The organism is Bacillus salipaludis (assembly GCF_030938565.1).
GTDB classification, from domain to species: domain Bacteria; phylum Bacillota; class Bacilli; order Bacillales; family Cytobacillaceae; genus Neobacillus; species Neobacillus salipaludis_A.
Map to the genome: position 1 here is coordinate 5,316,778 of NZ_JAVGVR010000001.1, position 26,683 is coordinate 5,343,460.

The 26,683-nt window shown below is 40.4% G+C and carries 24 protein-coding genes, 1 tRNA gene, 1 pseudogene and 1 riboswitch; of the genes and pseudogenes, 1 reads left to right on the forward strand and 25 read right to left on the reverse strand.

The window, feature by feature from the left end; translation table 11 throughout:
• Positions 1 to 83 precede the first annotated feature (83 nt).
• The 14 genes from RCG21_RS26495 to RCG21_RS26560 all read right to left on the reverse strand — a co-directional run bounded on the left by RCG21_RS26495 (position 84) and on the right by RCG21_RS26560 (position 11,511).
• On the reverse strand, positions 84 to 1,115 hold the full coding sequence (locus RCG21_RS26495) for a tetratricopeptide repeat protein (RefSeq protein WP_133334400.1): 1,032 nt from the start codon (positions 1,113 to 1,115) through the stop codon (positions 84 to 86).
• Positions 1,116 to 1,220: 105 nt separating this feature from the next.
• Positions 1,221 to 1,297 (reverse strand) — tRNA-Arg (locus tag RCG21_RS26500).
• A 106-nt stretch (positions 1,298 to 1,403) separates the two neighbouring features.
• Entirely contained in the window at positions 1,404 to 1,922 is a 519-nt protein-coding gene (locus RCG21_RS26505) for a metallophosphoesterase family protein (protein WP_133334399.1), read from the reverse strand.
• Positions 1,919 to 2,530, reverse strand: coding sequence for an XTP/dITP diphosphatase (locus RCG21_RS26510; protein ID WP_308913927.1), 612 nt, complete (start codon positions 2,528 to 2,530; stop codon positions 1,919 to 1,921). Before RCG21_RS26510 ends, RCG21_RS26505 begins: the two co-directional genes overlap by 4 nt.
• On the reverse strand, positions 2,527 to 3,282 hold the full coding sequence (rph, locus tag RCG21_RS26515; RefSeq protein WP_133334397.1) for a ribonuclease PH: 756 nt from the start codon (positions 3,280 to 3,282) through the stop codon (positions 2,527 to 2,529). Before rph ends, RCG21_RS26510 begins: the two co-directional genes overlap by 4 nt.
• A gap of 173 nt (positions 3,283 to 3,455) precedes the next feature.
• Positions 3,456 to 4,514 (reverse strand): GerMN domain-containing protein, encoded by a 1,059-nt coding sequence (locus RCG21_RS26520; RefSeq protein WP_026572267.1) that lies wholly within the window; start codon positions 4,512 to 4,514, stop codon positions 3,456 to 3,458.
• 384 nt (positions 4,515 to 4,898) lie between these two features.
• On the reverse strand, positions 4,899 to 5,693 hold the full coding sequence (gene racE / locus RCG21_RS26525; RefSeq protein WP_133334396.1) for a glutamate racemase: 795 nt from the start codon (positions 5,691 to 5,693) through the stop codon (positions 4,899 to 4,901).
• Positions 5,694 to 5,709: 16 nt separating this feature from the next.
• Positions 5,710 to 6,159 (reverse strand): MarR family winged helix-turn-helix transcriptional regulator, encoded by a 450-nt coding sequence (locus RCG21_RS26530; RefSeq protein ID WP_026572265.1) that lies wholly within the window; start codon positions 6,157 to 6,159, stop codon positions 5,710 to 5,712.
• A gap of 240 nt (positions 6,160 to 6,399) precedes the next feature.
• On the reverse strand, positions 6,400 to 6,624 hold the full coding sequence (gerE, locus tag RCG21_RS26535) for a spore germination transcription factor GerE (RefSeq protein WP_026572264.1): 225 nt from the start codon (positions 6,622 to 6,624) through the stop codon (positions 6,400 to 6,402).
• Between the two features lie 128 nt (positions 6,625 to 6,752).
• Positions 6,753 to 7,217, reverse strand: a complete 465-nt coding sequence (locus RCG21_RS26540) for an acyl-CoA thioesterase (protein WP_133334395.1) — start codon at positions 7,215 to 7,217, stop codon at positions 6,753 to 6,755.
• Between the two features lie 363 nt (positions 7,218 to 7,580).
• Positions 7,581 to 8,186, reverse strand: a complete 606-nt coding sequence (srtD, locus tag RCG21_RS26545) for a class D sortase, LPxTATN-specific (protein ID WP_308913928.1) — start codon at positions 8,184 to 8,186, stop codon at positions 7,581 to 7,583.
• 127 nt (positions 8,187 to 8,313) lie between these two features.
• Positions 8,314 to 9,075, reverse strand: a complete 762-nt coding sequence (gene sdhB, locus RCG21_RS26550; protein ID WP_308913929.1) for a succinate dehydrogenase iron-sulfur subunit — start codon at positions 9,073 to 9,075, stop codon at positions 8,314 to 8,316.
• Between the two features lie 21 nt (positions 9,076 to 9,096).
• Positions 9,097 to 10,848, reverse strand: coding sequence for a succinate dehydrogenase flavoprotein subunit (gene sdhA, locus RCG21_RS26555; protein WP_133334393.1), 1,752 nt, complete (start codon positions 10,846 to 10,848; stop codon positions 9,097 to 9,099).
• Between the two features lie 54 nt (positions 10,849 to 10,902).
• On the reverse strand, positions 10,903 to 11,511 hold the full coding sequence (locus RCG21_RS26560; protein ID WP_133334392.1) for a succinate dehydrogenase cytochrome b558 subunit: 609 nt from the start codon (positions 11,509 to 11,511) through the stop codon (positions 10,903 to 10,905).
• A 450-nt stretch (positions 11,512 to 11,961) separates the two neighbouring features.
• Between RCG21_RS26560 and RCG21_RS26565 the strand changes: the two genes are divergently transcribed.
• Positions 11,962 to 12,417 carry a YslB family protein gene (locus tag RCG21_RS26565; protein WP_133334391.1) on the forward strand — a complete coding sequence of 152 codons (456 nt, stop codon included), beginning with the start codon at positions 11,962 to 11,964 and terminating at the stop codon, positions 12,415 to 12,417.
• A gap of 90 nt (positions 12,418 to 12,507) precedes the next feature.
• Here the strand turns inward: RCG21_RS26565 and RCG21_RS26570 are convergent, their stop codons facing one another.
• From RCG21_RS26570 to polX, 11 genes and pseudogenes are all read right to left on the reverse strand, one after another.
• A complete protein-coding gene (locus RCG21_RS26570; RefSeq protein WP_308913930.1) occupies positions 12,508 to 13,731 on the reverse strand; it encodes an aspartate kinase in 1,224 nt (407 codons plus the stop codon).
• A gap of 108 nt (positions 13,732 to 13,839) precedes the next feature.
• A riboswitch (Lysine riboswitch) is annotated at positions 13,840 to 14,022 on the reverse strand.
• 65 nt (positions 14,023 to 14,087) lie between these two features.
• Entirely contained in the window at positions 14,088 to 15,860 is a 1,773-nt protein-coding gene (uvrC, locus tag RCG21_RS26575; protein ID WP_308913931.1) for an excinuclease ABC subunit UvrC, read from the reverse strand.
• A gap of 246 nt (positions 15,861 to 16,106) precedes the next feature.
• Positions 16,107 to 16,421, reverse strand: a complete 315-nt coding sequence (gene trxA, locus RCG21_RS26580) for a thioredoxin (protein ID WP_133334388.1) — start codon at positions 16,419 to 16,421, stop codon at positions 16,107 to 16,109.
• A 198-nt stretch (positions 16,422 to 16,619) separates the two neighbouring features.
• Positions 16,620 to 17,597, reverse strand: a complete 978-nt coding sequence (locus RCG21_RS26585; protein WP_308913932.1) for an electron transfer flavoprotein subunit alpha/FixB family protein — start codon at positions 17,595 to 17,597, stop codon at positions 16,620 to 16,622.
• 100 nt (positions 17,598 to 17,697) lie between these two features.
• On the reverse strand, positions 17,698 to 18,471 hold the full coding sequence (locus tag RCG21_RS26590; protein ID WP_133334386.1) for an electron transfer flavoprotein subunit beta/FixA family protein: 774 nt from the start codon (positions 18,469 to 18,471) through the stop codon (positions 17,698 to 17,700).
• 109 nt (positions 18,472 to 18,580) lie between these two features.
• Entirely contained in the window at positions 18,581 to 19,354 is a 774-nt protein-coding gene (locus RCG21_RS26595) for an enoyl-CoA hydratase (RefSeq protein WP_308913933.1), read from the reverse strand.
• A gap of 17 nt (positions 19,355 to 19,371) precedes the next feature.
• Positions 19,372 to 19,962: a fatty acid metabolism transcriptional regulator FadR gene (gene fadR / locus RCG21_RS26600; RefSeq protein WP_026572251.1), complete on the reverse strand. Its 591-nt coding sequence runs from the start codon at positions 19,960 to 19,962 to the stop codon at positions 19,372 to 19,374.
• A gap of 212 nt (positions 19,963 to 20,174) precedes the next feature.
• Entirely contained in the window at positions 20,175 to 21,875 is a 1,701-nt protein-coding gene (locus RCG21_RS26605) for an AMP-binding protein (protein WP_133334384.1), read from the reverse strand.
• A gap of 242 nt (positions 21,876 to 22,117) precedes the next feature.
• A pseudogene (locus RCG21_RS26610) lies at positions 22,118 to 22,524 on the reverse strand (DUF350 domain-containing protein).
• A gap of 42 nt (positions 22,525 to 22,566) precedes the next feature.
• Positions 22,567 to 24,924: an endonuclease MutS2 gene (locus RCG21_RS26615; protein ID WP_308913934.1), complete on the reverse strand. Its 2,358-nt coding sequence runs from the start codon at positions 24,922 to 24,924 to the stop codon at positions 22,567 to 22,569.
• A 21-nt stretch (positions 24,925 to 24,945) separates the two neighbouring features.
• The gene (polX, locus tag RCG21_RS26620) at positions 24,946 to 26,664 is read right to left on the reverse strand and encodes a DNA polymerase/3'-5' exonuclease PolX (RefSeq protein ID WP_308913935.1); all 1,719 of its coding nucleotides are present in this window, start codon (positions 26,662 to 26,664) and stop codon (positions 24,946 to 24,948) included.
• Positions 26,665 to 26,683 lie beyond the last annotated feature (19 nt).

Sequence of the window (26,683 nt, forward strand, 5' to 3'; positions counted from 1 at the left end):
CACTTTTTGTTGTAAAATATCGAATTTCTTCAGAATGCGACCCCTACATTATATCATAGGATTGATTTCTTTCAACACACTGCCTAAAAATTGGGGTAAGAAATTTCTTCTATTTCTCGTATTTTAACGATTGCTAGATTGATTTCTTCACTAGGAACACCGTATTCTTCCGCTCTATCAATTATTTCTGCATCGTTTCCCATATATTCCTCTGCTAGAACATGAAAGGCTGCTGCCCATGCTTTAGCATTCTTCGGCTCTAGTTCGAAAGGATAGCTGATAAAAAAGATTCGTTCTACCATACCTATTATATCTGCCAATAAAACCGGGTTACTATTTTCTAGATAATCTTTTAAATGTTCTATGATTTTTTCCATCCTGGGCTGGGCATGAACTTCAGGCAATTTTATCGGAATAATCTTTATGATTTGATGAAACTTTTGAACCTCGATTTCCTTATCATATTCCTGCTCTTTTAGTAGAGTAAGCAGGGTTGTTTTAAAAAAGGACTGTCCTGTTTCTGCGATTAGATAGGCTGTAATTTCCTCTATATACGGTCTAATGTTCCTCTCCGCCAGTTTGGATAGGAGCAGCATTTGTTCCGTTGTATTTTGTAAGGAAAAAAGGTTCAGGCTCTTGTTCATTGGACCAGTTACATCCGAATTATCATTTTCCACATCTGCTTGATTCTGTTCCGCCATCCTTTTGCTAAATTGCAGGATGGTTAGAAAATGATCCTGTTTTTCGGGTGGGATTTCTTTTTCATCCAATAAGACTTCAATTGTTGAAACGATTTCTTGATATTCGTGCAGCTGGATCAGAATGGTCAAATATAAATCGACCATCTGATAATAATCGCCGATTCCTTTTAGTAACAGTTCGTTTGCAAGTTTTTTTGCTTTGCGGTAAGCACCTGCTTCAAAATAGGCTAAGACTAATCCCATTAGCACATCGCCATTTTCCGAGTCAAGTTCCTTCGCCCCTTCTAAAAGCTCGATGGCTTCTTCAAACTTTTTTAATTGCAGGCTTTCTAAACCCTTTTCCGTTAATCGCTGTTCAAGCCCGGGAAAGAAGATTACATTCTCTTTTCTTTTAACTCGTTCCCGCTTTTTCATAAAATTCCGCCCTTATGGTTGATGAAAATTAGTGTAGCACGAATTCGGTAAAAAACAAAAAAACTCACCTTTTCTGGGTGAGTAAAGTTCATTTTGGTATGTAGATGGCGTCCCAGGAGAGATTCGAACTCCCGACCGTACGCTTAGAAGGCGTATGCTCTATCCGGCTGAGCTACTGGGACGTAGTCATTTATCAAAGACAAGATTTATTATATAGTCCTAAAAAATAAAAGTCAATAAAAAATTTGCTGTTTTTTTAAAACAAGAAATGGGGAGATACACTCCCCATTATTTTTTCGGCAAGGTAAATTCATAACCTAAATCGACTAATTCACGACCGTTTAATTCAAAAACGGTCATCTTTATTTTTTCATCTGCTAAGTCTAGAATAACGTACGTTTTTTCAAAGCGCTCCCGGGGCAGTCGAAGGCTTCCGGGGTTCAAAAACAGCGTTCCACCGATGACCTCCGCCCCTAATATATGGGAATGCCCGAAACAAACAATATCGGCGTTTACTTCTTGCGCCTTATACTTTAAATTCATCAAAGATGACTTAACCGAATACTTATGCCCGTGAGTAACGAAAATTTTCCGGCCAGTTACCACTTCGATCACTTCTAAAGGATAACCACCGAAATCACAATTCCCTAATACGGTGACAAACCCTGAAATCGCTTGGTCATCCGGCATTAACTGCGAATCTCCGCAATGAATCATTAAATCGACATCTTTCATATGTCTGTCCCGCAGAATTTCAAGCTCTTTTGTCATTCCGTGACTATCGCTGACAATCAAAATCTTGCTCATAATTGATTTGTTCTTTCTAAAATTGAATCCAGCACCGTATCAAGTTTCTTTAAGGCGTTTGCGCGGTGGCTGATTTTATTTTTTTCCTCTGAAGGAAGCTCAGCCATTGCAAGTCCCAAATTCGGAACATAAAAAATCGGATCGTAACCAAAGCCATGCGTCCCTTTTCTTTCTGTTAAAATCCGGCCTTCACAAGTTCCCGAAACCGTCATCGTTTCTTGATTCGGCACAGCCACCGCCAGTGCACAATAAAATCTTGCCGTCCGCTCTTCCTCAGGGACATCCTTTAGCTCAGAAAGAACCTTATCAATATTGTCCTGATCATTTTTATGTTCTCCGGCATATCGGGCTGAATAGATACCAGGTCTACCTTCTAATGCATCCACAATCAAACCGGAGTCGTCTCCAATGACCATTTTATTCAAGGCGTTCGAGATCGCTTCTGCTTTAAGGATTGCATTGGCCTCAAAAGTAGTTCCTGTTTCCTCTACTTCAGGGATCTCAGGAAAATCTAATAGTGTTTTAACTTCGATTCCCCTTTTTGCAAAAATACTCTCAAATTCTCTCGCTTTTCCGGGGTTTTTAGTTGCAATAATAACTTCTCTCATTTATTTTTTCTTCTTTCTTCAATTTTTTCCGTTATGTCTGCACCAAGAGCAATTTTTTGATGTTCAAAAAGCTCACTCAATCCGGCTTGTGCCGCATGAAGTAATTCTTGAAGCTGGTTATAGGAGAATGTAGCTTCCTCACCTGTTCCCTGCAGTTCAACAAATTCACCGCTTCCGGTCATGACTACATTCATATCAACCAAAGCACCGGAGTCCTCCGGATAATTTAAATCTAGGATGGTAGTGTTCTCTTCTAAAATTCCAACGCTGGTCGCTGCCAGGAAATCAGTAATGGGGAATTTTATCGCTCTTTTTTCAGCTAATTCATTTAAAGCAAGCGTCATCGCGACAAATGCTCCGGTAATGGAAGCCGTACGGGTTCCACCGTCAGCCTGAATGACATCACAATCAATCCAAACTGTTTTTTCCCCTAAAGACTTTAAATCTACAATAGCCCTTAAGGCACGGCCTATCAGCCGCTGAATTTCCATTGTGCGCCCGGACACTTTCCCTTTAGAAGATTCCCGGATATTCCTTGATGCCGTCGCTCTTGGGAGCATCGAATATTCCGCTGTAATCCAGCCTTTGCCTTCTCCCCTCATAAAGTGCGGCACCCGGTCTTCAATTGTAGCGGTGCAAATTACTTTTGTGTCCCCAACAGAAATGAGCACCGAGCCTTCCGGATGCTTTAAATAGTTTGTTTCAATATGTATGGGTCTTAACTGCAATGGTTCACGTCCATCAACACGCACTAACCTTCCTCCTTCATGATCAAGCTCGCCTGGTCGGTTTAAGCAGGCCTATCTGGCAAATAGAAAAGCATAAGCGTCTTTTTAAGGGACGCTAAGAGCCAGACAAATAAATAAGAGGCGGCGGGAAGCCAACCTCTTTCATGGTCATTATATAGTATAACAAAAAACTTTTTTTAAAAACTACCTGTATTTACTTTTTCCGGACGAGTTACAGGCTCAGATATTTTTTTACCCTGTTCATTTTTGAGCCCTGCTTTCCCTTTCACTTCGATTGCAACTTTTTCAATTCCCGGCTGTTCTGTTAATGATAATACAAGAGTGTTTAACACGGCCTGCGAAATCTCCTTTTCTTCGAAGCTTCCATAAATATTCTCATTAAAGTTCAATGTCACCTGTCCATTTTCCACTTTTGGCGCTTCAAGAAGTTTTGCGTCAGACATAAACTCTGAAAGAAGGTTTGACTTCTGACTTGGCCCTTCAATTAATTCATTTACAGCAGCAGTAATATTATCGGTTACATTATTGCTAACCCGGCGTGTTACCGGTACATAGTAATACGAGCCTTCTTTTTCACCGCCAATATAGTATACTGTTACCGGTTTTGTATTGGTAATGTCCACAACATCCGTTGTATCAATATTGATTCCGATGGATCTCGTTAAGTGATCACTGATTGGTGTACCGTTTACCGGCATTTCGGTTAATGGATGCCCGGTCATGGATAACTGTACAGACTTAACGGAGTCAAATTGGGTTAATGTCCAGGTAATGGATTGAAGAATTTTCAACTCATCTTCAGGCTGATAGTTTTTAAATTCCTTTGAAAAATCAACATGGGCTACGCCATCCTTAATGTTAACAGACAATGAAGTTTCTGCCGGAATGACTGCTCTAAATCCGTTTGGCAGCATATCTTCAACTGGTCCGTTATCGACTAAGTATTCGAGAGCTTGTGTGGCGGTAGAAGATTTTTTCGGCAGTGCTATTGTCTGCGGCACTACATAACCATTTTTATCGATGAGGTATAGTTCTGTTTTGATGGTATTTTTTGCATTTTCTGTTTTAGCCACTGTTTCTTTGCTTACCGTTTTTCCAGTGTCCATGGAGACGGATTTCGGCGGGTCGATTTTCTTTTCCGTTTCTGTATTAAATAAGCCACAGCCGGATAATAGAACGCTCGAAGCAAACATAGCCGAAACAAGGATGACTGCTTTATTTTTATTTTTAGACATAAAATTCCCTCCCAAGACAGTTTGTACTACCATGTATACGAGCCTTCCGGAAATTTAGACCGTCTGGAAAAAAAAATTTGGACATTCTCTAAAAAATCTTTGTTTGGGGGTAGTTGTGGTGGGATCTCCTTTTACTATGAAAGGTTTGTTTTTCTTATTTAGGGCAAAGGATAGGGGTTCCTATTACCTCTTGGGTGCTTTTTTCCTCCCAAAGGGTAATGCAACGCCTTTCCTTTTACCTCTTTTGCGATTTTTTCCTCCTAAAGGGTAATGCAGCGCCTTTCCTTTTTACCGAAAAGCTTTTTTTCCTCACTAAAGCACAGGACCCCTCACTCGATTCTTCAAAAGTACCAAAAAGAGCTCCTAGAAACTAGGAGCTCCAACTTATAATTTAATTTTTTGTACATTGTCCACCGGCATGTCCAGCCATTCGGAGGCGATTTTGGAAAAGATGCCTCTTGATCCAGTTGTAATAAACTCGTGCTCCGGCTCGTCCTCAGATTCTTCGAGCTGGCCGTTGTATTGGAGGATGGCGCTGATTTCTCTCGCAGTTTCATCACCGGAACTAATCACGTTAACCTCCGGACCCATTACTTTTTTAATAAGCGGACCAAGCAGAGGATAATGCGTGCATCCTAAAATTAATGTATCTAAATTTAAATGTAACATCGGCTGCAAGGATTCCGTAACAATTCTTTCCGCAATCGGCCCGTCATATTCGCCACTTTCCACCAGCGGAACAAATTTAGGACAGGCATGGGCTTTTACAAACAGCCTGCTGTTTAACGATTTTAATGCCTTTTCATATGCGCCACTTTCTACGGTAACCTGGGTGCCTATAATGCCAACCCGATAGTTTTTTGTTCGCTTTATCGCGGCCCGTGCTCCTGGATAAATGACACCGAGCACTGGAATTTTTAATTCCCTACGAATTTCATCCAGAGCAACAGCTGTTGCCGTATTGCAAGCGATGACCAGCATTTTAATCTGCTTTTCTAATAAAAAGGTTGTTAATTCCCAAGTGAATTTTCTAACTTCCTTTGTTGGTCTTGGTCCATAAGGACAACGTGCCGTATCTCCCAAATAAATGATTTTTTCATTTGGCAGCTGCCGCATCATTTCCTTTGCAACCGTCAACCCCCCAACGCCGGAATCAATTACACCTATTGGTTGTTTCAAGCTTCTCGCCTCATTCTTAACGCATTTCCTGATGCAGTTTACTTAAATTGTTTTGGACCAGAAGAATCTCGTCTGTGGTAAAGTTTTTTAAGATTTCCTCTAAATATACTTGACGTTTCTTGATTACCTCATTGATAATTCGTTCGCCTTCCTCGAGCAGGTGAATTCTCACTACTCGACGATCATTCGGATCTTTTACCCGGACAAGGAGTTGATTTTTCTCCATACGATCGACTAAATCTGTGGTGGTACTACAGGCAAGAAACATTTTATTAGATAATTCCCCAATTGTCATATCTCCATCTTCAAAAAGCCACTGCAGGGCAACAAACTGGGGAGGAGTAATTTTATAATTACTTAACATTTCTCTTCCTTTTTGTTTAATAATCCCGGATATGTACCGTAAATCTTTTTCAATATTCGCCACTATTTCCCCGTTCACTTTTTGTGAATTTTCGAGTTTCATGTATTATACACTCCTATAATATGCTTTCCCCTCAACTTAAAGCGCCGCTTAACGAGTTGTTTTCTCTAAAGATGAGTTAAGCTTGTATATATTTTCTACTTTTTTCGCTTAAATTTCAAGCAGGAACATAAACCGTTGTTTTTTTACCAAAAAGCTATTACGGTGTTTTACAACCGCATGCAATAAGAAAATATCTTTATAAAAATATGAACCGGCGTCCCAAAAGGATGCCGGTCATGATTAAAGTTCTAGCTCTCCCATTCGAAGGAGCTCTACAACGGCTTGTGAACGCCCCTTAACACCAAGCTTTTGCATGGCATTGGAAATATGATTCCTAACCGTTTTTTCGCTTATAAATAATTCACCAGCGATTTCCTTCGTTGTTTTGTCTTGTACTAACAGTTCGAATACTTCTCTTTCGCGTTTGGTGAGTAATGGCTTGTGAGTATAATCATTCTCCTTCAAGTATTGTGACCCTCCTTGCCTTCGCCAGTTATGAACCGTGGGGTGGGTATATATTTAGTCACCATATCTTATGTGAACTCTACAAATGTAGTGACTATAAATACTATCTGAAAAATGATTTTGTTTCGTTATATTTGAACATCGATATGCCGTACAAGCAGATTTCTCATTTCCTCTGTCCAGGGAACGCCTTTTCCTGCCTTTTTTGAGATTTGAACAAGCGTTCCTCTTCCTACAAACCCAACAGAATCGTCTTCTTTTTTGCCCATATAATGAAGATCAACAGAGGAATTTCCGACTGAAGCGGCTTTTACATATACCTTTAAATTCTCCCCGAAAAAAATTTGCTGTAAAAAATCACATTGCAGATCGGCAACAACCGGAAATGTTTCACTTTCAGGCTTTACCCACTCATCCATAAAACCAATGGATTTCAAATATTCAGTCCGGGCTTCCTCAAAATAAACGAATGGAACTGTATTATTTAAATGTCCAAACATATCCGTTTCGGAAAACCTAACCCTGATTGGGAGAAAATATTCGAATTCATGCTGCCACTTATCAAAATCATCTATATAATTTGCTCTCACCATCTTATTTGTCAACTCCTTTTCAAAAAAATGAATAGTCATTCAGTACTCTTTAATCCTATTATAATTTAAAAGTTTGCTGTGTTAAAGGACATTGTCGATTTTTATCCCTGTTGATTGGAGCGGAAGGCACGAAGACTCCTCGAAAATGCTAACGCATTTTCTTCGTGCGTGGGCGGATTCAAGGAAGCAATTCAGTGTCCTGCGGGAGTACGGGGCAGGGGAGACCCGCAGGAGCGAAGCGACGAGGAGGCTCCCCTGCACGCCCGCGGAAAGCGAAGTGCCTGGTGCGGAAATTCACCAGACAAGTTTAACACAGCCTAAAAGTTAAAAAATAAAAAGTTCCGAGTTATGATCCGGAACTTTTTATGATTTAGGCTTGGCATAAATGATATATCGTTTTGGAGCATTTCCTACATAACTGAAAGGATAACACGTGGTCAAAATCAATTCCTCATGTTTATTTTGCAAAGTAATAATGCTAGTGTCATCTGCTTTAACGATTTTCATATGGGTGATTTCATATTCAAAATTGCCCTTTGAATCGTTTACTTTTAAGGTATCGCCTTTTTTTAATTCTCCCAGATGGTGAAAAACGGTATCTCGATGTCCCGATAAAACAATCTGCCCGTGATTACCAGGCATATAGGAACCTTTATAATGACCCACCCCTTTTGCCAGATCATCGGGGTCTGTTCCTTCAACAATCGGTAATTCCGCACTGATTTTAGGAATAGAGAGCAAGCCAATGGTATCGCCAATTTTCGGAGCTTTACTTTTTTTGCTGGCTTTAGGTTTATTTTTTTCATTAGGCTTTTGATTTGAATCGATTGGCTGCTGTTCTGAGACGATTTCTTTTGCCTCTTTAAGTGACGCCTTTGTTTGCATTTTCACATCAATAAACTGCCAAACTCCAATCCCTATTAAAATAAGACCGACTAAAACAAACAGAAGTGGAATCTTTGACTTCACCCTTACCGTACCATCCTTTTTCAAATTTCCTACATTATAACAAATGGACTAGGATAAAAACTCGTATTTGGAACGGAAATAAAAAAACCTTCCTTTCCGTTAAGAAAAGAAGGTTTTTAAAACTGGATTAATCGTTGTCGCTTCCAAAGAAGTTTCTGAATGATTGCATGGTAGCGTCACGGTTAACAGCTGCGATTGATGTTGTGATTGGAATCCCTTTCGGACAAGATTGCACGCAGTTTTGTGAATTACCACAGCCTTGCATTCCGCCATCTTCCATAAATGCATTTAAACGCTCAGATTTATTCATCGTACCAGTTGGGTGAGCATTGAACAACCGAACTTGGTTAAAGGCAGCAGGACCCATAAAGTTTGTTTTGCTATTCACATTTGGGCACGCCTCTAGACATACACCACATGTCATACATTTTGAAAGTTCATATGCCCATTGACGTTTTTTCTCAGGCATACGTGGTCCAGGACCTAAATCGTACGTACCATCGATTGGAATCCAAGCCTTTACTTTCTTTAAGGAATCAAACATTCTGCTTCGGTCAATTTGAAGGTCACGTACAATCGGGAAAGTACTCATTGGTGCCAAACGGATTGGCTGCTCTAATTTATCAACAAGCGCCGAACAAGCTTGGCGCGGCTTGCCATTGATAACCATTGAACATGCTCCGCATACTTCTTCAAGACAGTTCATTTCCCAAGTAATTGGGGATGTATCCTGTCCTTTTGCAGTGACAGGATTTCTGCGAATTTCCATTAACGCCGAAATAACGTTCATATTCGGACGGTATGGAAGTTCAAACTCCTCCTCAAAAGGAGCAGAGTTTGGAGTATCCTGACGGGTTATTATAAATTTTACTGTTTTTGTTTCAGCCATTTTTTCCTACTCCCCTTTCAATTAATGCTTTTTAGTATAGTCACGTTCACGTGGAGCAAGCAGCGAGATATCAACATCTTCATAATGGAATGCCGGAGCTGAAGTAGCGTCAACAAAATTCGCCATTGTCGTTTTTAAGAATTCCTCATCATTACGTTTAGGGAAATCCGGCTTGTAGTGAGCACCACGGCTCTCATTACGGTTATAAGCCCCAAGTGTAATAACACGAGCCAATTGAAGCATGTTCTGTAATTGACGTGTAAACGCAGCACCTTGGTTGCTCCATTTAGCTGTATCATTGATGTTAATTTTCTTGTATCGCTCTAAAAGCTCTTGAATTTTTTCATCTGTTTTTAACAATCGATCATTGTAACGAACAACTGTAACGTTATCAGTCATCCATTCGCCAAGCTCTTTATGAAGAACATAGGCATTTTCATTTCCGTCCATTGACATAATCGCATTCCATTTTTGCTCTTCCTCTTTAACTTTTCGATCAAATACAGAAGAAGAAATAGCATCAGAACTCTTTTCAAGTCCCCCAATATAGCGAACAGCGTTAGGTCCTGCAACAGAACCACCGTAAATAGCAGATAGTAATGAATTCGCTCCTAAACGGTTTGCACCGTGCTGTGAATAATCACACTCACCTGCTGCAAATAAGCCAGGAATGTTCGTCATTTGGTCATAGTCAACCCACATACCGCCCATTGAATAGTGAACGGCAGGGAAAATTTTCATTGGAACTTTGTGCGGATCGTCTCCGACAAATTTTTCATAAATCTCAATAATTCCGCCTAATTTTACATCTAATTCATGTGGATCCTTGTGTGATAAATCAAGGAAGACCATGTTTTCCCCATTAACTCCTAGTTTCATATCCACACAGACATTGAAAATTTCACGTGTTGCAATATCACGTGGTACAAGGTTTCCATATGCAGGATATCTTTCTTCTAAGAAATACCAAGGTTTACCGTCTTTATAGGTCCAAATACGACCGCCTTCTCCACGAGCTGATTCACTCATGAGACGAAGTTTATCATCACCAGGAATTGCAGTTGGATGAATTTGAATCATTTCACCATTTGCATAGGAAACGCCTTGCTGATATAAAATTGACGCAGCAGAACCAGTGTTAATAACAGAGTTTGTTGATTTACCAAAGATAATCCCAGGGCCGCCAGTTGCCATAATTACGGCATCAGCCACGAAAGATTTAATCTCCATTGTTTTTAAATTTTGAGCAGCAATACCGCGGCAAACGCCTTCGTCATCCAATACCGCACCAAGGAATTCCCATCCTTCGTACTTTGTAACCAAGCCCTCTACCTCATGGCGGCGAACTTGTTCATCCAACGCATAAAGTAGCTGCTGACCAGTAGTTGCACCGGCAAATGCTGTACGGTGATGCTGTGTTCCACCGAAGCGGCGGAAATCAAGTAATCCTTCAGGGGTACGGTTAAACATAACTCCCATCCGGTCAAATAAGTGAATAATACCAGGCGCAGCTTCACACATTGCCTTAACCGGAGGCTGATTTGCTAAAAAGTCTCCGCCATAAACTGTATCGTCAAAGTGAATCCAAGGAGAGTCGCCTTCCCCTTTAGTATTTACTGCTCCATTAATACCGCCTTGGGCACAAACAGAGTGAGAACGTTTCACCGGAACTAGAGAAAATAACTCTACCGGTGTCCCCGATTCTGCCACCTTAACGGTTGCCATCAAGCCAGCTAAACCACCACCGACTACGATCACCTTACCTTTACTCATCGTGACTCACTCCCTAATCCTAAATCCAATATTTTCCGTTCGTTAATTTGTTGATCACACAAATGCTAGAAGCGCTTGAATTCCAATAATGGAAAGCAGCACAAAAATGATTAAAGTCACATATGTAGAAATGACTTGTGAGCGTGGTGAAATGGTAATTCCCCAGCTTACCATAAATGACCATAAACCATTTGAGAAGTGGAAAATAACTGAAAGAACTCCCACTAAGTAGAAACCAAACATGAATGGTGAAGATAAGATATCCGCCATCATTTGGAAATTAAGTTCAGCTCCAAATGCCTTGGCGATCCGTGTTTCCCATACATGCCATGCAATAAAGATCAGGGCAATCACCCCTGTTATACGCTGCAGAATGTACATCCAGTTTCTGAAGTACCCCATTCTGCCGACATTGCTTTTTGATGTAAAGGCAATATAAAGGCCATAGACTGCATGAAATAATAATGGCAAATAAATTAATACCCATTCTAGAACGATAAGGAATGGAAGATCCTCCATAAAATTTATTGCTCTTTGAAAGGATTCTGCTCCGCCCGTAGCGGCATGGTTGACTACTAGATGCACGATAAGGAACAAACCAATTGGAATGACCCCTAGCAGCGAGTGTACTCTTCGTGAAATAAACTCTCGATTTCCCGCCATAATTTACCCCCCTTAAATAATAAGAATGATGTTAAGTTTCCTTCCTTTTTATAAACCATTTAAAAAGAAAATTCAACCTAGCATCACTATGACAAAATTGTGACATGTCCATTTTACTCCTGTCGACATAGAGCGTCAAGAAACCGTATACAGAATTATTTTTTAAAAATACAATTTTTTTGCGATTTTAGTAGTAAAAAAGAATGCTAAGCGCTTACATTTTTGAGGTTGATTTTGGAAGCGTTTCCATTATAACTACATTTTATTTATCATTATGTAAAGGATAGAAATTAAAGTAAAAAGGTAATATAGTTATGATGGTACGCAAAAAAAGTATAGCGAAATAACAATCCTTGAAATTGGATTCCTTAACCGTTTTATAATCTAAAATTCAGTAATGAAATTTAACCAATATTGTATATAATAGAATGGTAGAAAGAGGGGATACTATTGAACGATAGTACGGCAGTTAATTTAAACACGCAATCAGATGAGACGAGAACGGTGTCGATTTTTGGATATGAGCTAATCAGAGAAATTCTTTTACCCGAAATTTTAGGAAAAGACACTCCTGAAATACTATATTGGGCAGGAAAGCGATTAGCTAGAATGTACCCTTTAAATCATTATGATGAACTGATTGAGTTTTTCGAGAGGGCTTCATGGGGACACTTAACGATTAAAAATGAGAATAAGGATGAAATGGAATTTGAACTCATTAGTCCACTAATTGTTTCCCGAGTGAAATCAAAGGCTGAATATTACTTCCAGCTCGAGGCCGGTTTCCTTGCCCAGCAAATCGAACTTCAAAAAAAGGTCATCGCTGAAACCTTCGAACACCCTATAAAAAAATCCAACAAAGTACTCTTCACTGTAAAATGGGACAAAAAAGATACCCTAGACTAAAAAGTGACAGGCACTATGTGAAGAATTCACATAGTGCCTGTCACCGTTCGTGGACAAATTGCTTGTTTTATCCGCCTCAGACGGACATTGTTATTCTGTTACGGAGGATAGTTCGAAGGCGTTGTGAAGTGCTTGGACGGCTTTTAGCATATTTTCTTCTTCGATCACTGCTGACACCTTAATTTCTGAGGTGCTGACCATTTTTACTTGAATTTGATTGGAAGCCAATACTTCAAACATTCTGGCAGCAACCCCCGGATTGGAAATCATTCCTGAACCGACGATAGACACCTTGGATAATTGGTTTTCTGCATCAATTTGCTCGTAGCCTAGCAATTCTTTATGATCCTCAAGAACTTTTAAAGTTTCCATTAAATCTTCAGTCTTGATTGAGAAAGAAAGATTTGCAGCTCCTGCCTCTGTTGTACTTTGAATAATAATATCAACATTGATATGATGCTGTGCAAGTGTTGTAAAGATGGTAGACAGGCTTGTTAATGAATTCGCCAGACCTAATACCGTTACTTTCGTAATTTGATCCTCAAATGCGACACCGCGGACTACTAGATTTTGTTCCATTGTTGCTTCCTCCTCAATGATTGTTCCTTCAATTTTCTCCATACTTGAACGAACTTCAAGCCGTACCTGATAATTCTTCGCAAACTCGACAGCCCTTGGGTGGAGTACACCGGCACCTAAATTGGCAAGTTCAAGCATTTCATCATAAGAAATAGACTTCAACTGTCGTGCTCCTTTAATATACCTGGGATCAGTCGTATATACCCCGGTTACATCTGTGTAAATATCACATCGATCCGCTTTTAGTGCAGCTGCCAATGCGACTGCCGTAGTATCAGAGCCCCCGCGTCCTAGTGTGGTAATCTCGCCGCTTTCGGTAATGCCTTGGAAACCGGCAACGATGACAACCTTTCGATGTGACAATTGGCTTTCAATTGCCTCCGTTCTAACATCGGTAATTCGGGCATTTCCGTGAACAGGTTCCGTAACAATTCCCGCCTGCCAGCCTGTAAAGGAAACAGCCTCAAGTCCTTTTTGATTTAATGCCATCGATAATAAGGCAATCGAGACCTGCTCCCCCGTTGTAAGCAGCATATCCATCTCCCGTTTACTTGGCTGTGGAGAAATTTCTTTAGCTAATTTTACAAGCTGGTCTGTTGATTTTCCCATCGCGGAAACAACCACCACCACTTGGTTTCCTAATATCGTTTCATCTTTCACTCGTTCCGCCACATTCATGATTCTTTCAACACTGCCAACGGACGTTCCCCCAAATTTCTGTACAATTAAACCCATTTTTTCCCCTTCTTCCTGTAAGGCTATGTAGTTCTGAAAAACAAAAAAAGCAATGAGAAGAGTATCTCATTGCTTTGGGAACACAAAAAAAGTTTTCTTGCGTTTACAATGTAAGATAGCTCTCCAAGACCTACTAGTAGTCTTGACAATCCAGTATTTATTCAACACAGGACCAGCAAAGAAAGAAATGAGACTCTCTTCACTTCGGCGAACATTCCCTTTCATGATTCTTCCTTGAAGCTCATCCTTCTCAGAACCACTACTCTTGAAGCTCGCACCTCTACCTACACTTTACGTTGATAAAGTGTTATTAAATTTTCACTCATTATAGCATAGGACTATTCTTCTGACAACGGTCAACTTTGAAGTTTTTTCATTAATTCTTCAGCAACATTTACCGGCAGGCCAGCTTCAATAAGTTCCTCAAGATTGGCCTCTTTCATTTTTTTCACGGAACCAAAATGCTTTAATAACATTTTTTTCCGCTTCTCTCCAATACCGGGGATATCATCGAGCAGCGATTGAAAAGCTGTTTTGCCACGGATCTGGCGATGAAAGGTAATCGCGAATCGGTGAACCTCGTCTTGAATTCTTTGCAGCAAATAAAACTCCTGACTGTTCCTTGCAAGCGGGACTATTTCAAGGGGATTCCCGTACAACAATTGAGATGTACGGTGTTTTTCATCCTTCACTAGGCCGGAGATTGGAATATCGAGACCAAGTTCATTTTCTAATACATCTCTAACCGCCTCGACATGTCCCTTCCCACCGTCAATGATGATTAAATCCGGAAGTGGTAGTTCTTCCTTTAAAGCCCTTGCATATCTTCGTCTCGTAACCTCGCGCATTGACTCATAATCATCAGGTCCCTGAACGGATTTAATTTTATATTTGCGGTATTCCCGTTTGTTTGCCTTTCCATCGGTAAATACGACCATTGCCGACACCGGGTCCGTCCCTTGAATATTTGAATTGTCGAAGGCTTCAATCCGATGCGGCGTATAAATTCCAAGAAGATTTCCAAGGGTCTCTACAGCCTTAATCGTTCTCTCTTCATCTTTCTCAATCAATGAAAATTTCTCATTCAAGGCAATCTTCGCATTTTTAATCGCCATTTTAACGAGATCTTTTTTCTGCCCGCGCTGAGGCTTCAACACCTTTACTTCAAGAAGTTGTTCAGCCATGTCGAGATCAATTTCATCCTGGATTAAAATCTCCTTTGGCTTAAAATGATTGGACTTCTGATAAAATTGACCTAGGTAGGTGAGGATTTCCTCCTCTGGTTCATTGTAAATCGGGAACATGGATACATCCCGCTCAATGAGTTTCCCTTGCCTGACAAAGAAGACTTGGACACACATCCAGCCCTTATCAACAGCATAGCCAAACACATCACGGTCAGTAAAATCAGTCATCGTGATTTTTTGTTTTTCCATAATCGTTTCAATATGGATAATTTTATCGCGGAATTCTTTTGCACGCTCAAAATCCAATTCTTCCGCCGCTGCGGTCATTTTTTCGGTAAGATCTTTTTTGATTTCCTTATAGCCGCCATTTAAAAAGCGGGTAATTTCATCGGTCATTTGCTTGTATTGTTCTTCCGCCACTTCATTCACACATGGTGCGAGGCATTGTCCTAAATGATAATAAAGGCAGACGCGGTCCGGCAGGGTCGAGCATTTCCGTAATGGATAGAGGCGGTCAAGCAGCTTTTTTGTTTCATTTGCTGCTCCAACATTCGGATAGGGACCAAAATATTTGCCTTTATCTTTTTTAACTTTTCTTGTAATGATTAGCTTTGGATGCCTTTCTGCTGTCAGTTTTATAAACGGATAGCTTTTGTCATCCTTTAGCATGATATTGTATTTAGGATCGTACTTTTTAATTAAATTTAATTCAAGAAGCAGTGCTTCAATATTAGAGGAAGTTACAATGTATTCGAAGTCCTCAATTTCATTTACCAGTCTCAATGTTTTGCCATCGTGTGAGCCGGTAAAATAGGAGCGGACACGATTTTTTAAGACTTTTGCTTTACCTACATAAATAATTGTTCCTTGGCGGTCTTTCATTAAGTAGCAGCCAGGCTGATCAGGCAGTAATGTTAATTTTTGTTTTATTGTTTCGTTCATTCCGGCCACCCCACCCCATTCTTTATATCTGTTTAAAAGTTGATTACCGCTCCAGGTGCTTGCGGTTCGTGGGCGGTCTGGGGAGCCTCCTCACCTTCCGCTCCAATCAACTAAGGTTTAATAATCAACATTATTCTCTAACATAGCTAAAGTTTAAATTAAATTACGTTTAAAGAAAAGCTGTGTTTTATAGGAAAAATAAAAACCTTAGCCGGAAAGTTCCAGCTAAGGTTTTTTGGGCTATTTTTAAACGTGTTTTTGTAACACGCCTGCTAATGCGTCTTTTGGTTGGAAGCCGACAACTTTATCGACAACTTCGCCATCTTTGAAAACAAGCAAAGTTGGAATGCTCATAACGCCGTATTTAGCGGCAGTTTCTTGGTTTTCGTCAACATCAAGTTTAACGATTTTTACTTTTTCGCCCATTTCTGAATCAAGTTCATCAAGAACAGGAGCGATCATTTTACAAGGTCCGCACCATGGTGCCCAGAAATCTGCAAGAACAAGACCTGAACCTGTTTCAGCAGAAAAGTTTTGATCAGTTACATGTGAAATAGCCATTTATATTGACCTCCTATAAATTACTGAATTACTACCGAAAGTATACCATCGTTTGGTAAATCAAGCTAATAATATGTTTCGTAGATATTTTTCCCATTAAATCCATAAGTATTCTTTACAAAATCGTAATAAGAGCGAGCGGATCATTCCGCTCGCTTCAATTTTCAAGCGTGAGCACCCTCGCCTTCGCTTTTCTTATTATGAGTGAACTTTAAGTTTTTTAAACTCTTCCGTTAACATTGGTACGACTTCAAATAGGTCGCCGACAATACCATAGTCAGCTACTTTAAAGATGTTGGCTTCCGGATCTTTGTTGATGGCAACAATTACTTTAGAGTTAGACATTCCCGCAAGGTGTTGAATCGCTCCGGAAATACCGCAGGCAATATATAAATCAGGAGTTACTACCTTACCAGTCTGCCCGATTTGCAGGGAGTAATCACAGTAATCAGCATCACATGCACCACGGGAAGCTCCAACTGCCCCGCCAAGAACTTGCGCTAATGCCTTTAACGGTTCAAAGCCTTCGGCACTTTTCACACCGCGTCCGCCGGAAATAACTACCTTCGCCTCACTTAGGTCAACTCCTTCGCTTGCTTTGCGAACTACCTCTTTAATAATCGCACGAAGGTCTTTAATATCAACAGAAAGGCTGGAAACCTCGCCTGTTCTGCTGTCGTCTCTTTCTAATGGAGCAATATTGTTTGGACGAACAGATGCAAAAATTAAGCCATCTGTTACGATTTTCTTTTCAAATGCTTTACCTGAATAGATTGGTCTTGTAAAGACAATGTTACCACCTGCAGCTTCAACTGCAGTAGCATCAGAAACGAGGCCAGAGCCAAGCTTGCCGGCAATCCTTGGAGATAAATCCTTTCCAAGTGCAGTATGGCCTAAAACAAGACCTTCCGGCTTTTCTTGCTCAATTGCAGCTAAAAGAGCTTGAGAATAACCATCTGATGTATATTGCTTTAATTTCTCATCTTCGACAACAACGACACGATCCGCACCGTATTTAATGAGTTCTAAACCTAAAGCGCTTACAGCTTCGCCGACCAAAACTCCAACCACTTCTCCGCCTTCTGCCACTGTTTTCGCAGCAGCAATTGCTTCGAATGAAACATTACGTAATGATCCGTCACGGACTTCCCCTAATACCAATACTTTTCTAGACATTCCCTTTACCTCCTGCAACAATTTTGGCTAATCGTTCAACCCTGTCTTTTTCCTTCCCCAACTTCCTAAGCCAATTGACAAGTCTCTTATTGTAAACCGATTAAACTACTTTTGCTTCCGTATGAAGAAGTTGAACAAGTTCTTTTACTTGGTCAGCAAGCTCTCCACTTAAAACTTTTCCAGCTTCTTTTTTAGGCGGTAAATAAATTTCAATTGTTTTTGTTTTTGCTTCAACGTCATCTTCCTCAAGATCAAGATCATCTAATTCAAGTTCTTCAAGCGGTTTCTTTTTCGCTTTCATGATTCCCGGTAATGAAGGGTAACGAGGTTCGTTTAAGCCTTGCTGTGCTGTAACAAGCAATGGAAGGCTCGTTTCAATCACCTCAGAATCTCCTTCAACATCACGGGTAACGGTTACATTGCTTCCGTCAATTTCAAGCTTTGTGATGGTTGTTACATATGGAATATTTAATAGTTCTGCAACGCGTGGACCCACTTGACCAGAGCCGCCGTCAATTGCCACATTACCGCCAAGGATTAAATCGGCATCTTTGTCCTTTAAGTATTCAGCAAGAATCTTTGCAGTTGTGAATTGATCACCGTGTTCGATATCATCTTCAATGTTAATTAAAGCCGCTTTGTCAGCACCCATCGCTAATGCTGTACGTAATTGCTTTTCAGCTTCCTCAGTGCCAACGGAAATGACGGTTACTTCGCCGCCGTTTGCATCTCGTACTTGAATGGCTTCTTCAATCGCATATTCATCATAAGGATTGATGATAAATTCTGCACCGTCCTCATTGATTTTTCCTCCGGAAATCGAAATCTTTTCTTCAGTATCAAAGGTTCTTTTCATTAACACATAAATGTTCATGGTTTCCCTCCTAAATTTCGAGCATTCGCTCAGTTTGAAAGATTAAGAAAACTTTTTCGAAAAAAATTTTATAAAGGCTTCGATGCGCGTTCAACCACGCTAGCGAAGTTTATTCACCTTTAAAATGTGGTTCCCTTTTTTCAATAAAGGCTTGGATTCCTTCTTGGCCGTCATTTGACATAAATACTTCACGAAATAACTCGGCTTCCTTTTTTACACCTTCATAGAACTCTTCTGTTTTTGCATAATTTAATAATAGTATAGCTGACTTTAAAGAGCCATGGCTTTTTTTAGAAATTTTCCTAGCCAATTTATAAGCGTTTTCTAATACTTCCCCTTCTGGATAAGCATGGTTAGCAAGCCCATATTGAACAGCCTGTACACCAGTAATTGGCTCAGAAGTAAAAAGCATTTCTGCAGCACGGGCAACTCCGACATATTTTGGCAGTCGCTGCGTTCCAGCAAAACCTGGAATTAACCCAAGCTGAAGTTCCGGTAAGCCAAGCTTCGCCGTTTCGCTGACAAGCCTGATATGGCAGGCCATTGCCAGCTCCAAGCCCCCGCCAAGAGCAGCCCCGTGAATGGCGGCAATAATCGGCTTTGGAAACTTCTCCATACGTTCGAAAACATCTTGTCCATATTTACCAAGCTGCGAAAAACCTTCTGACGAAGAAATGGTCGTGAATTCCTTAATATCAGCCCCCGCTGAGAAAAAGCGCCCCTCTCCATGTAGTACAATCACTTTTACATCAAGATTCGATTCAATTTCATCCAACACAGACGAAAGTTCCTTGAGTAAACCTGATGAAAGGGCATTCGCCGGAGGACGTTCAATCGTGATGGTTGCGATTTGGTCTTCTTTAGACCATTTTAAAAATTCCAATTTTCTCCCCCATTTGATTAACACTCCCGGCTCCCAAATCCATTAATTAAAAGATGATGGACCGAGGGTGCAAGTGCGTATAAATCAAACTTTTCCTCATTCATTACCCACGATGTCACGGTTTCATCAATTGTGCCAAAAATCATCTGCCTTGCAAGGCGCACATCCAGGTCAATTGAAAATTCCCCTGTTTCCTTGCCTTCCAACACGATTCTCTCTATCAGCTTTAAGTATCCTTTTAGAACGTCGTTTATTTTTAAGCGCAATTCTTTATTGGATTGGCGTAATTCGAGCTGGGTAACAATTGCCAAGTGATGATCATCAGAGAGCATTTGAAAATGAGCTTTTATCATTATTAATAATTTCTCTGCCGCCGAGTGTTTTCCTGCTATCATTTCCTCAATTTTTTCAACAAAGTTCCCCATTTTTTCTTCAAAGAGTGAGATTAGGATGTCTTCTTTGTTTTTAAAATAAAGATAAATGGTACCATCAGCCACTCCTGCCTGCTTGGCAATTTTCGAAACCTGAGCTTGGTGGTAGCCATTCTCTGCTATGGCAATTACTGCTGCATCAATAATCTGCATATATTTTGGTTTATTTTTTTTCATCGTTGTCATATCCCCCCTTTGAAGAAAAAGTTCATTCATTTTTTATCTGGGATAGAAAATGAATGAACCATCATTCATAAATTAATAATAGATTTTATTCAAACATCTGTCAAGAAATACTATACCAATTTTTCCGAAAACTTTAAACAACAAAAGAAGACAAGCTGATTCTGTCAAAAAATAAAAGACCTGAATTTCACGGCCTTTCCATGTTATGCATGCTTAGGTCGTTCCTCATCTAGTTTTTTCTTTTCTTCCTCAACCAATGTTCTTCTTAAAATTTTTCCAACAGCTGTTTTTGGGAGCTCCTTTCTAAATTCATAAATTCTTGGTACCTTATAGGCAGCTAGATATTTTCTAGTAAATTGATTCAATTCATCCTCTGTGACAGTTGAACCATCTTTTAGTACAACATAAGCTTTAACCGTTTCCCCGCGATATGGATCAGGAATTCCTGCGGCTACAGCCTCTTGTACATCCGGATGTTCATATAAAACTTCCTCTATCTCTCTAGGATAAATATTGAACCCGCCTGCAATAATCATGTCTTTTTTACGGTCGACCACATAAAAATATCCTTGGTCATCCATATAGCCAAGATCTCCCGTTAACAGCCAACCATCTCGTAAGGTTTGTTCTGTATCCTCGGGCCGGTTCCAATAGCCTTTCATTACTTGTGGTCCTTTTACGGCAATTTCACCGATTTCTCCCACAGGAAGTCTTTCACCTTCCATTGAAAAAATCGCGGCGTCCGTATCTGGATACGGAACCCCAATACTTCCTTTCACTTTTGGACGGTCCCAAAGGAAATTCGAATGGGTAACAGGTGAGGACTCTGTTAAACCATAACCTTCTACCAATTTGCCTCCGGTTACGTCTTCAAACTTCTGCTGAACTTCAACTGGTAATGGAGCAGACCCGCTAATACAGGCCTTAATGGAAGAAAGATTGTATTTTTTCAAATCAGGATGATTCAATAGACCTATATAAATGGTTGGTGCACCTGGAAAAAGGGTCGGGCGCATTTTATCAATTGTTTTTAATGTAGTAACGACATCAAATTTGGGCAATAAAATCATTTTTTGCGCCTGCATAACAGATAATATCAAAACAGCTGTCATGCCATACACATGAAAAAAAGGCAGGATTCCAAGGACTGATTCTTCACCCGGTTTACATTTATAAAGCCATGCCTGACACATTGAAGTATTTGAGACTAAATTTTTATGCGTTAGCATAACCCCTTTCGGAAAACCCGTTGTTCCTCCTGTATATTGGAGTAAGGCTAAATCTTCCTCAAAATTGAAATCAAACTCCTTTAATTCCTTCGGCTGACCCTTTATAATCTCTTTCAAAAGATGGGTACTTCCTTCATGCTTTACATTGACGACAATTCCATATTGTTTTTTCTGGATATACGGATAAACTAATTTTTTTGGAAATGGCAGATAATCTTTGATGGCGGTTACAAAAATATGCTTGAGATCGGTTCGCGATTGTACACTGGATACACGCGGATAGAGGATATCGAGGGTAATGATGGCGACTGCCCCTGAATCCTTCATCTGATACTCAAGTTCCCTTTCCGTATACAAAGGATTGGTCTGAACGACAATACCGCCCGCCATAAGAATAGCGTAGTAGGCAACAATTGACTGTGGTGTATTTGGAAGCATAATTGCGACCCTGTCACCTTTTGAAATCCCGAGGTCCTGAAGATACCCGGCAAACACGAGTGACTCTTCATAAAGCTTTTTATAAGTCATTTCCTTCCCCATAAAATGAATCGCAATCTTATCTGGATAATTTTTGGCTGCATTGATTAAATATTGCTGAACAGGCTCTGTAGAATACTCCAATGTGGCGGGAATTTCCTCCGGATAGTGTTTTAACCATGGTTTGAGGTCGGACATTGAACTCCTCCTTTTTTAAAATTATTAAAAAATTCTAACTACTTTCATTATAATATAGGTGAATTTTTTAGACAATGAAAAGCGGTACGAAGTTTGAGCCAGTAACAAAGCAAAAAAATTACCGCTGAATATTTTCAGCGGTTTGTATTTAAAAAAAGATCATATAAATTAATCCGATCAGCAAAAACAGCCCGCACAATCCCATCAGTACCTTTGCTAATGTCTCCACTAAAGTTCTCCCCTTACGATATTCCTGCACCAATTACATAAGATAATCCGATTGATATGACCATCGAAATAAAACCAACTGCCCGATTATCACTTTGAATCTCTTCATCAATCTTAAATTTCGGCGTTAGAAATTCATAGATAAAATAACCGGCTAAAAGAAGCACAAACCCAAAAACTCCTGAGCCAATCATCATGAGCAGCGATTCATTCTGCTCAATGGAATAGCGGAAAATATTGGCGATTCCAAATATTTTCCCCCTGTCGCCATTGCCACCGACATATTTCCTTTTTTAATTTCTTCCCAATTTCGATATTTCGTTACCACTTCAAAAATCGCTAAAAAGACAATCATACATAAAATAACAACACTATAATTGGCTGCAATTTGAATATAGTCGTTCTCCCAAAACTGGTTCATTACGCTTCTCCCCGAACATGATTTAAATTCACCAGTTGAAATCTACTTGAATTCAACCACGGTTACACCTGATCCGCCTTCACCGGCTTCTCCGAAGCGAATTTTTTTAACGGAGCGGTGATTTCGTAAATATTCTTGAACCCCTTGCCTTAAAACCCCCGTACCCTTTCCATGGATAATCGAAACACGTGGATACCCTGATAATAATGCATCATCGATATATTTTTCCACCTTTAACAAGGCATCCTCATATCTTTCCCCGCGAAGATCCAGTTCAAGTTTTACTTGAGAATCTCTTCCTCTTACAATGGCCATAGGTTTTGTATCTACTTGTTTTGGGGTGCTCAAATATTCCAAGTCTTTTTCTTTCACCTTCATTTTGAGAATCCCAATTTGAACCTGCCATTCACCTGATGAAGTTTTTTCGATTAAAAAGCCTTTTTGATCAAAAGTTAAAACCTTTACTTCATCACCAGATGCAAATGTATGTTTTTTCGTTTTCTTCGCTGTTGAATTTGCTGATTTCTTGATTTCAGGTGCTGCTTCTTCAAGGCGTCTTTTCGCATCAATTAACTCATGTTCCTTAATCTCGGCATGCTTATCCATGCGCATTTTCCGAAGGTCACGAATAATTTTTTCAGCCTCTCCTTTTGCCTCATCAACAATATCCTTAGCCTTTTCGGCCGCTTTTTCGAGCAAGCTGTCCTTATTCTCGTAGAACTCTATCATTTGTTTTTGCAGGTCCTTATGAAGCTTTTCTGCCTGCTTTAAGTAATCACGGGCTTCTTCCTGTTCTCTTTCAGCCTGGCGCTTACTTTCCTCTAAGGAAGCAATCATTTTATCGATTTGATTGGTATCCTCACTGACATGGGAGCGGGCAGCCTCGATTACCCGGTCGTTCAATCCTAGTCGCTTGGAAATCTCAAAAGCATTGCTTCGCCCTGGTACCCCTAATAGCAGCTTGTACGTTGGGCTAAGTGTTTCTACATCAAATTCGACACTCGCATTTAAGACCCCTTCCCTGTTATAGCCATAGGCCTTTAATTCAGGGTAATGGGTCGTGGCAATCACCCGCGCTCCCCTTTTATGCACCTCATCTAAAATTGAGATGGCTAATGCCGCACCCTCTTGCGGGTCAGTACCGGCGCCAAGTTCATCAAATAAAACCAGACTTTTATAATCCACTTTGTTTAAGATATCGACAATATTGACCATATGGGAGGAAAAGGTACTTAAGCTTTGTTCAATTGACTGTTCATCGCCAATGTCAGCATACACGGCATGAAAAACAGCGAGCTCCGAACCATCTAATGCTGGCACCTGCAACCCAGCTTGAGCCATTAACGAACATAAACCTAATGTTTTTAATGTCACTGTTTTCCCGCCCGTGTTTGGTCCAGTAATCACAATCGTTGAATAGTCTGTTCCAAGGAAAATATCGTTAGCGACCACTTCCTCAATCGGGATTAATGGATGTCTTGCCTTAAATAAACGAATTCTTCCTTCATTATTCATGATTGGCATTGACGCTTTAATTTGCCGGCCATATCGTGCTTTTGCAAAAATAAAATCCAAATCACCAAGAACTTCAACAATTACCTTTAGTTCGGACTCATGCTCAGCCACATTTGCTGATAACTCCGTTAATATCCGTTCAATTTCAAGCTGCTCTTTTACCCGAATATCCTGGAGCTGATTATTCAATTGAACAATTGCCTGTGGTTCAATAAATAATGTTTGTCCGGAGGAACTTTGGTCATGGATGATTCCGCCGTAGTGTCCGCGATATTCCTGTTTTACCGGGATAACGTATCGGTCATTACGAATCGTCACAATCGCATCAGACAGCATTTTTTGCGCACTTGAAGAACGAATCATGCTTTCAAGCTTTTCGCGGATCCTTGCCTCATTGGAGCGCATTTGGGACCGCAACGAACGCAATAGCTCACTGGCCCCATCTAACACTTCTCCACTTTCATCAATGGCATATTTAATTGAATGTTCAAGGTTTGTCAGCGGAATAATTTGTCCGGCTTGGTCTGCTAAAATAGGTAGATCCAATTTTTCATCCGCAATCTCCTCAATAAAACGTTTCATTTGCCGGCTTGTATAGATCGTGCTGGCAGTTTGAACCAACTCATGCGTGCTCAAGACACCGCCAATGACCGAACGTTTAATATGTGCCCGTACATCGTGAACCCCTGAGAGAGGCACATTTCCTTTTAACCTTAGTACAGCTGTCGCTTCATCCGTTTCTGCTTGGAGTTTCACGACTTCGGAAAAATCTGTTGAGGGAACAAGGTTTTTTATTTTATCTCTACCAAGTGAGGAAGCAGCATGGTCAAGCAACTGTTCCTTCACTTTAATGAATTCTAATACCTTTAAGGTTCTTTCTTGCATGGAAAGAGACCTCCTTATTTCTTATGATCGATTATGCAAAAATTCCAGTAAATCATTCGTTTCCAGTGCATTTATCACCGTGGATTTTTTAATCCAACCCTTTTTGGCAGCTGAAACGCCAATTTCCATATGGGCTAATGTATCCATTCTATGTGCATCCGTATTAATCAGAATCTTTACACCCGCTGCCTGTGCTTTTCTTAAATATTCTGCCGCTAAATCAAGCCTGTTTGGGTTTGCATTTAATTCTAAGGCCGTATTGGTTTCTTTTGCGAGCTCAATGAGCAGGTCCAAATCGACATCGTAGCCGGCACGGCGTCCGATTTTTCGGCCGGTTGGATGTGCAATTAAATCGACATTGGAATTATTTAAAGCTGTTTTAAGCCGTTCCATAATTTTCTCCCGCGGTTGGGAAAAAGCGGAATGGATTGAGGCAATCACAAAATCCATCTCAGCGAGTAAATCATCTTCATAGTCTAATGTTCCATCCGGAAGAATATCCATTTCCACCCCAGATAGAATGAGAATATCATCATATTTTTCATTTAATTTTTTTATTTCTTCCCTTTGTTTTAAAAGCCGCTCTCTAGTAAGACCATTGGCCACCTTGAGATACTGGGAATGATCGGTAATTGCCATATATTTATAGCCTCTGGCACGGCAGGCTTCGACCATTTCTTCGATCGTATGGGCCCCATCACTCCATGTTGAGTGCATATGGAGATCCCCTTTTATATCCTTCAGCTCGATTAGTTCCTCATTTGCTGTGAATTCTCCGACTTCTTTGCCATCTTCCCTGATTTCTGGCGGGATAAACGGGAGATCGAAATGTTTGAAAAATTCTTTCTCGGAGGAAAAAGTCAAAATTTTACCTGTTTCAAGATTTTCAACACCATATTCACTAATTTTCTCACCGCGTTCCTTAGCCAGCTGGCGCATGCGGACATTGTGGTCCTTTGAACCGGTAAAGTGATGTAAGGTCGTAATAAATTCCTCCGGTTTTACCAGACGGAAATCAGCTGAAACATCATAATCTAGTCCAAATACAACGGAAACCTTTGTGTCTCCAGCTCCAATGACTTCTTTAATTTTTGGAAGTTTCAGCAAGGAGTCTTTTACACTTTCAGGATGGTCCGTCCCAATAATAAAATCCAAATCTTTAATCGTTTCCCTCATTCTGCGGATACTTCCTGCCCTTGAAAAGCGCTCAATATCCGGGGTGTTTGCCAAGATTGCCTCAATCTGCTCCGCAATTGGAAGCATATAGGCCAGTGGCAGCCTCTCCGGCCGATTGCCTAAGCCCGCGATAGCCGCTAAAATTTTCTCTTCTGTTTTCTTGCCAAAGCCAGCAAGCCCCTGCACTTTGCCAGATTTACAGGCTTCCTCTAAATCATTGACATCCTCAATTCCCAGCTCCTGATATAGCTTTGAAATTTTCTTGCCTCCGAGTCCAGGGATTTGCAATAACGGAATTAATCCAGCTGGAACTTCCTCTTTTAGCTCATCCAATACAGTGGATGTACCGTCTTTTATGTATTCATCAATGACAGCGGCCGTTCCTTTCCCAATACCGGAAATCGCCGTAAAGTTTTCAATCTCTGATAAACTGCGTTCGTCTGCCTCCAAAGCATTGGCGGCTTTTCGAAAAGCGGAAACCTTAAACGGATTTTCCCCTTTCAGTTCCATATAGACCGCAATGATTTCTAATAAACGAATGACTTCTTTTTTATTTACTTCCATGAATTCCACCCACCTTAAA

What these genes read in the sequence shown, in the direction of transcription:
- polX (WP_308913935.1), bottom strand. Translation starts at nt 26,664, where the DNA reads ATGGAAGTAAATAAAAAAGAAGTCATTCGTTTATTAGAAATCATTGCG.
- sdhA (WP_133334393.1), bottom strand. Translation starts at nt 10,848, where the DNA reads ATGAGTAAAGGTAAGGTGATCGTAGTCGGTGGTGGTTTAGCTGGCTTG.
- RCG21_RS26510 (WP_308913927.1), bottom strand. Translation starts at nt 2,530, where the DNA reads ATGAGAGAAGTTATTATTGCAACTAAAAACCCCGGAAAAGCGAGAGAA.
- RCG21_RS26605 (WP_133334384.1), bottom strand. Translation starts at nt 21,875, where the DNA reads ATGTCCGACCTCAAACCATGGTTAAAACACTATCCGGAGGAAATTCCC.
- RCG21_RS26615 (WP_308913934.1), bottom strand. Translation starts at nt 24,924, where the DNA reads ATGCAAGAAAGAACCTTAAAGGTATTAGAATTCATTAAAGTGAAGGAA.
- RCG21_RS26530 (WP_026572265.1), bottom strand. Translation starts at nt 6,159, where the DNA reads ATGAAACTCGAAAATTCACAAAAAGTGAACGGGGAAATAGTGGCGAAT.
- RCG21_RS26495 (WP_133334400.1), bottom strand. Translation starts at nt 1,115, where the DNA reads ATGAAAAAGCGGGAACGAGTTAAAAGAAAAGAGAATGTAATCTTCTTT.
- RCG21_RS26585 (WP_308913932.1), bottom strand. Translation starts at nt 17,597, where the DNA reads ATGTCTAGAAAAGTATTGGTATTAGGGGAAGTCCGTGACGGATCATTA.
- sdhB (WP_308913929.1), bottom strand. Translation starts at nt 9,075, where the DNA reads ATGGCTGAAACAAAAACAGTAAAATTTATAATAACCCGTCAGGATACT.
- trxA (WP_133334388.1), bottom strand. Translation starts at nt 16,421, where the DNA reads ATGGCTATTTCACATGTAACTGATCAAAACTTTTCTGCTGAAACAGGT.
- RCG21_RS26560 (WP_133334392.1), bottom strand. Translation starts at nt 11,511, where the DNA reads ATGGCGGGAAATCGAGAGTTTATTTCACGAAGAGTACACTCGCTGCTA.
- RCG21_RS26520 (WP_026572267.1), bottom strand. Translation starts at nt 4,514, where the DNA reads ATGTCTAAAAATAAAAATAAAGCAGTCATCCTTGTTTCGGCTATGTTT.
- RCG21_RS26505 (WP_133334399.1), bottom strand. Translation starts at nt 1,922, where the DNA reads ATGAGCAAGATTTTGATTGTCAGCGATAGTCACGGAATGACAAAAGAG.
- RCG21_RS26570 (WP_308913930.1), bottom strand. Translation starts at nt 13,731, where the DNA reads ATGGGTTTAATTGTACAGAAATTTGGGGGAACGTCCGTTGGCAGTGTT.
- uvrC (WP_308913931.1), bottom strand. Translation starts at nt 15,860, where the DNA reads ATGAACGAAACAATAAAACAAAAATTAACATTACTGCCTGATCAGCCT.
- RCG21_RS26540 (WP_133334395.1), bottom strand. Translation starts at nt 7,217, where the DNA reads ATGGTGAGAGCAAATTATATAGATGATTTTGATAAGTGGCAGCATGAA.
- RCG21_RS26590 (WP_133334386.1), bottom strand. Translation starts at nt 18,471, where the DNA reads ATGAACATTTATGTGTTAATGAAAAGAACCTTTGATACTGAAGAAAAG.
- fadR (WP_026572251.1), bottom strand. Translation starts at nt 19,962, where the DNA reads ATGAAAAAAAATAAACCAAAATATATGCAGATTATTGATGCAGCAGTA.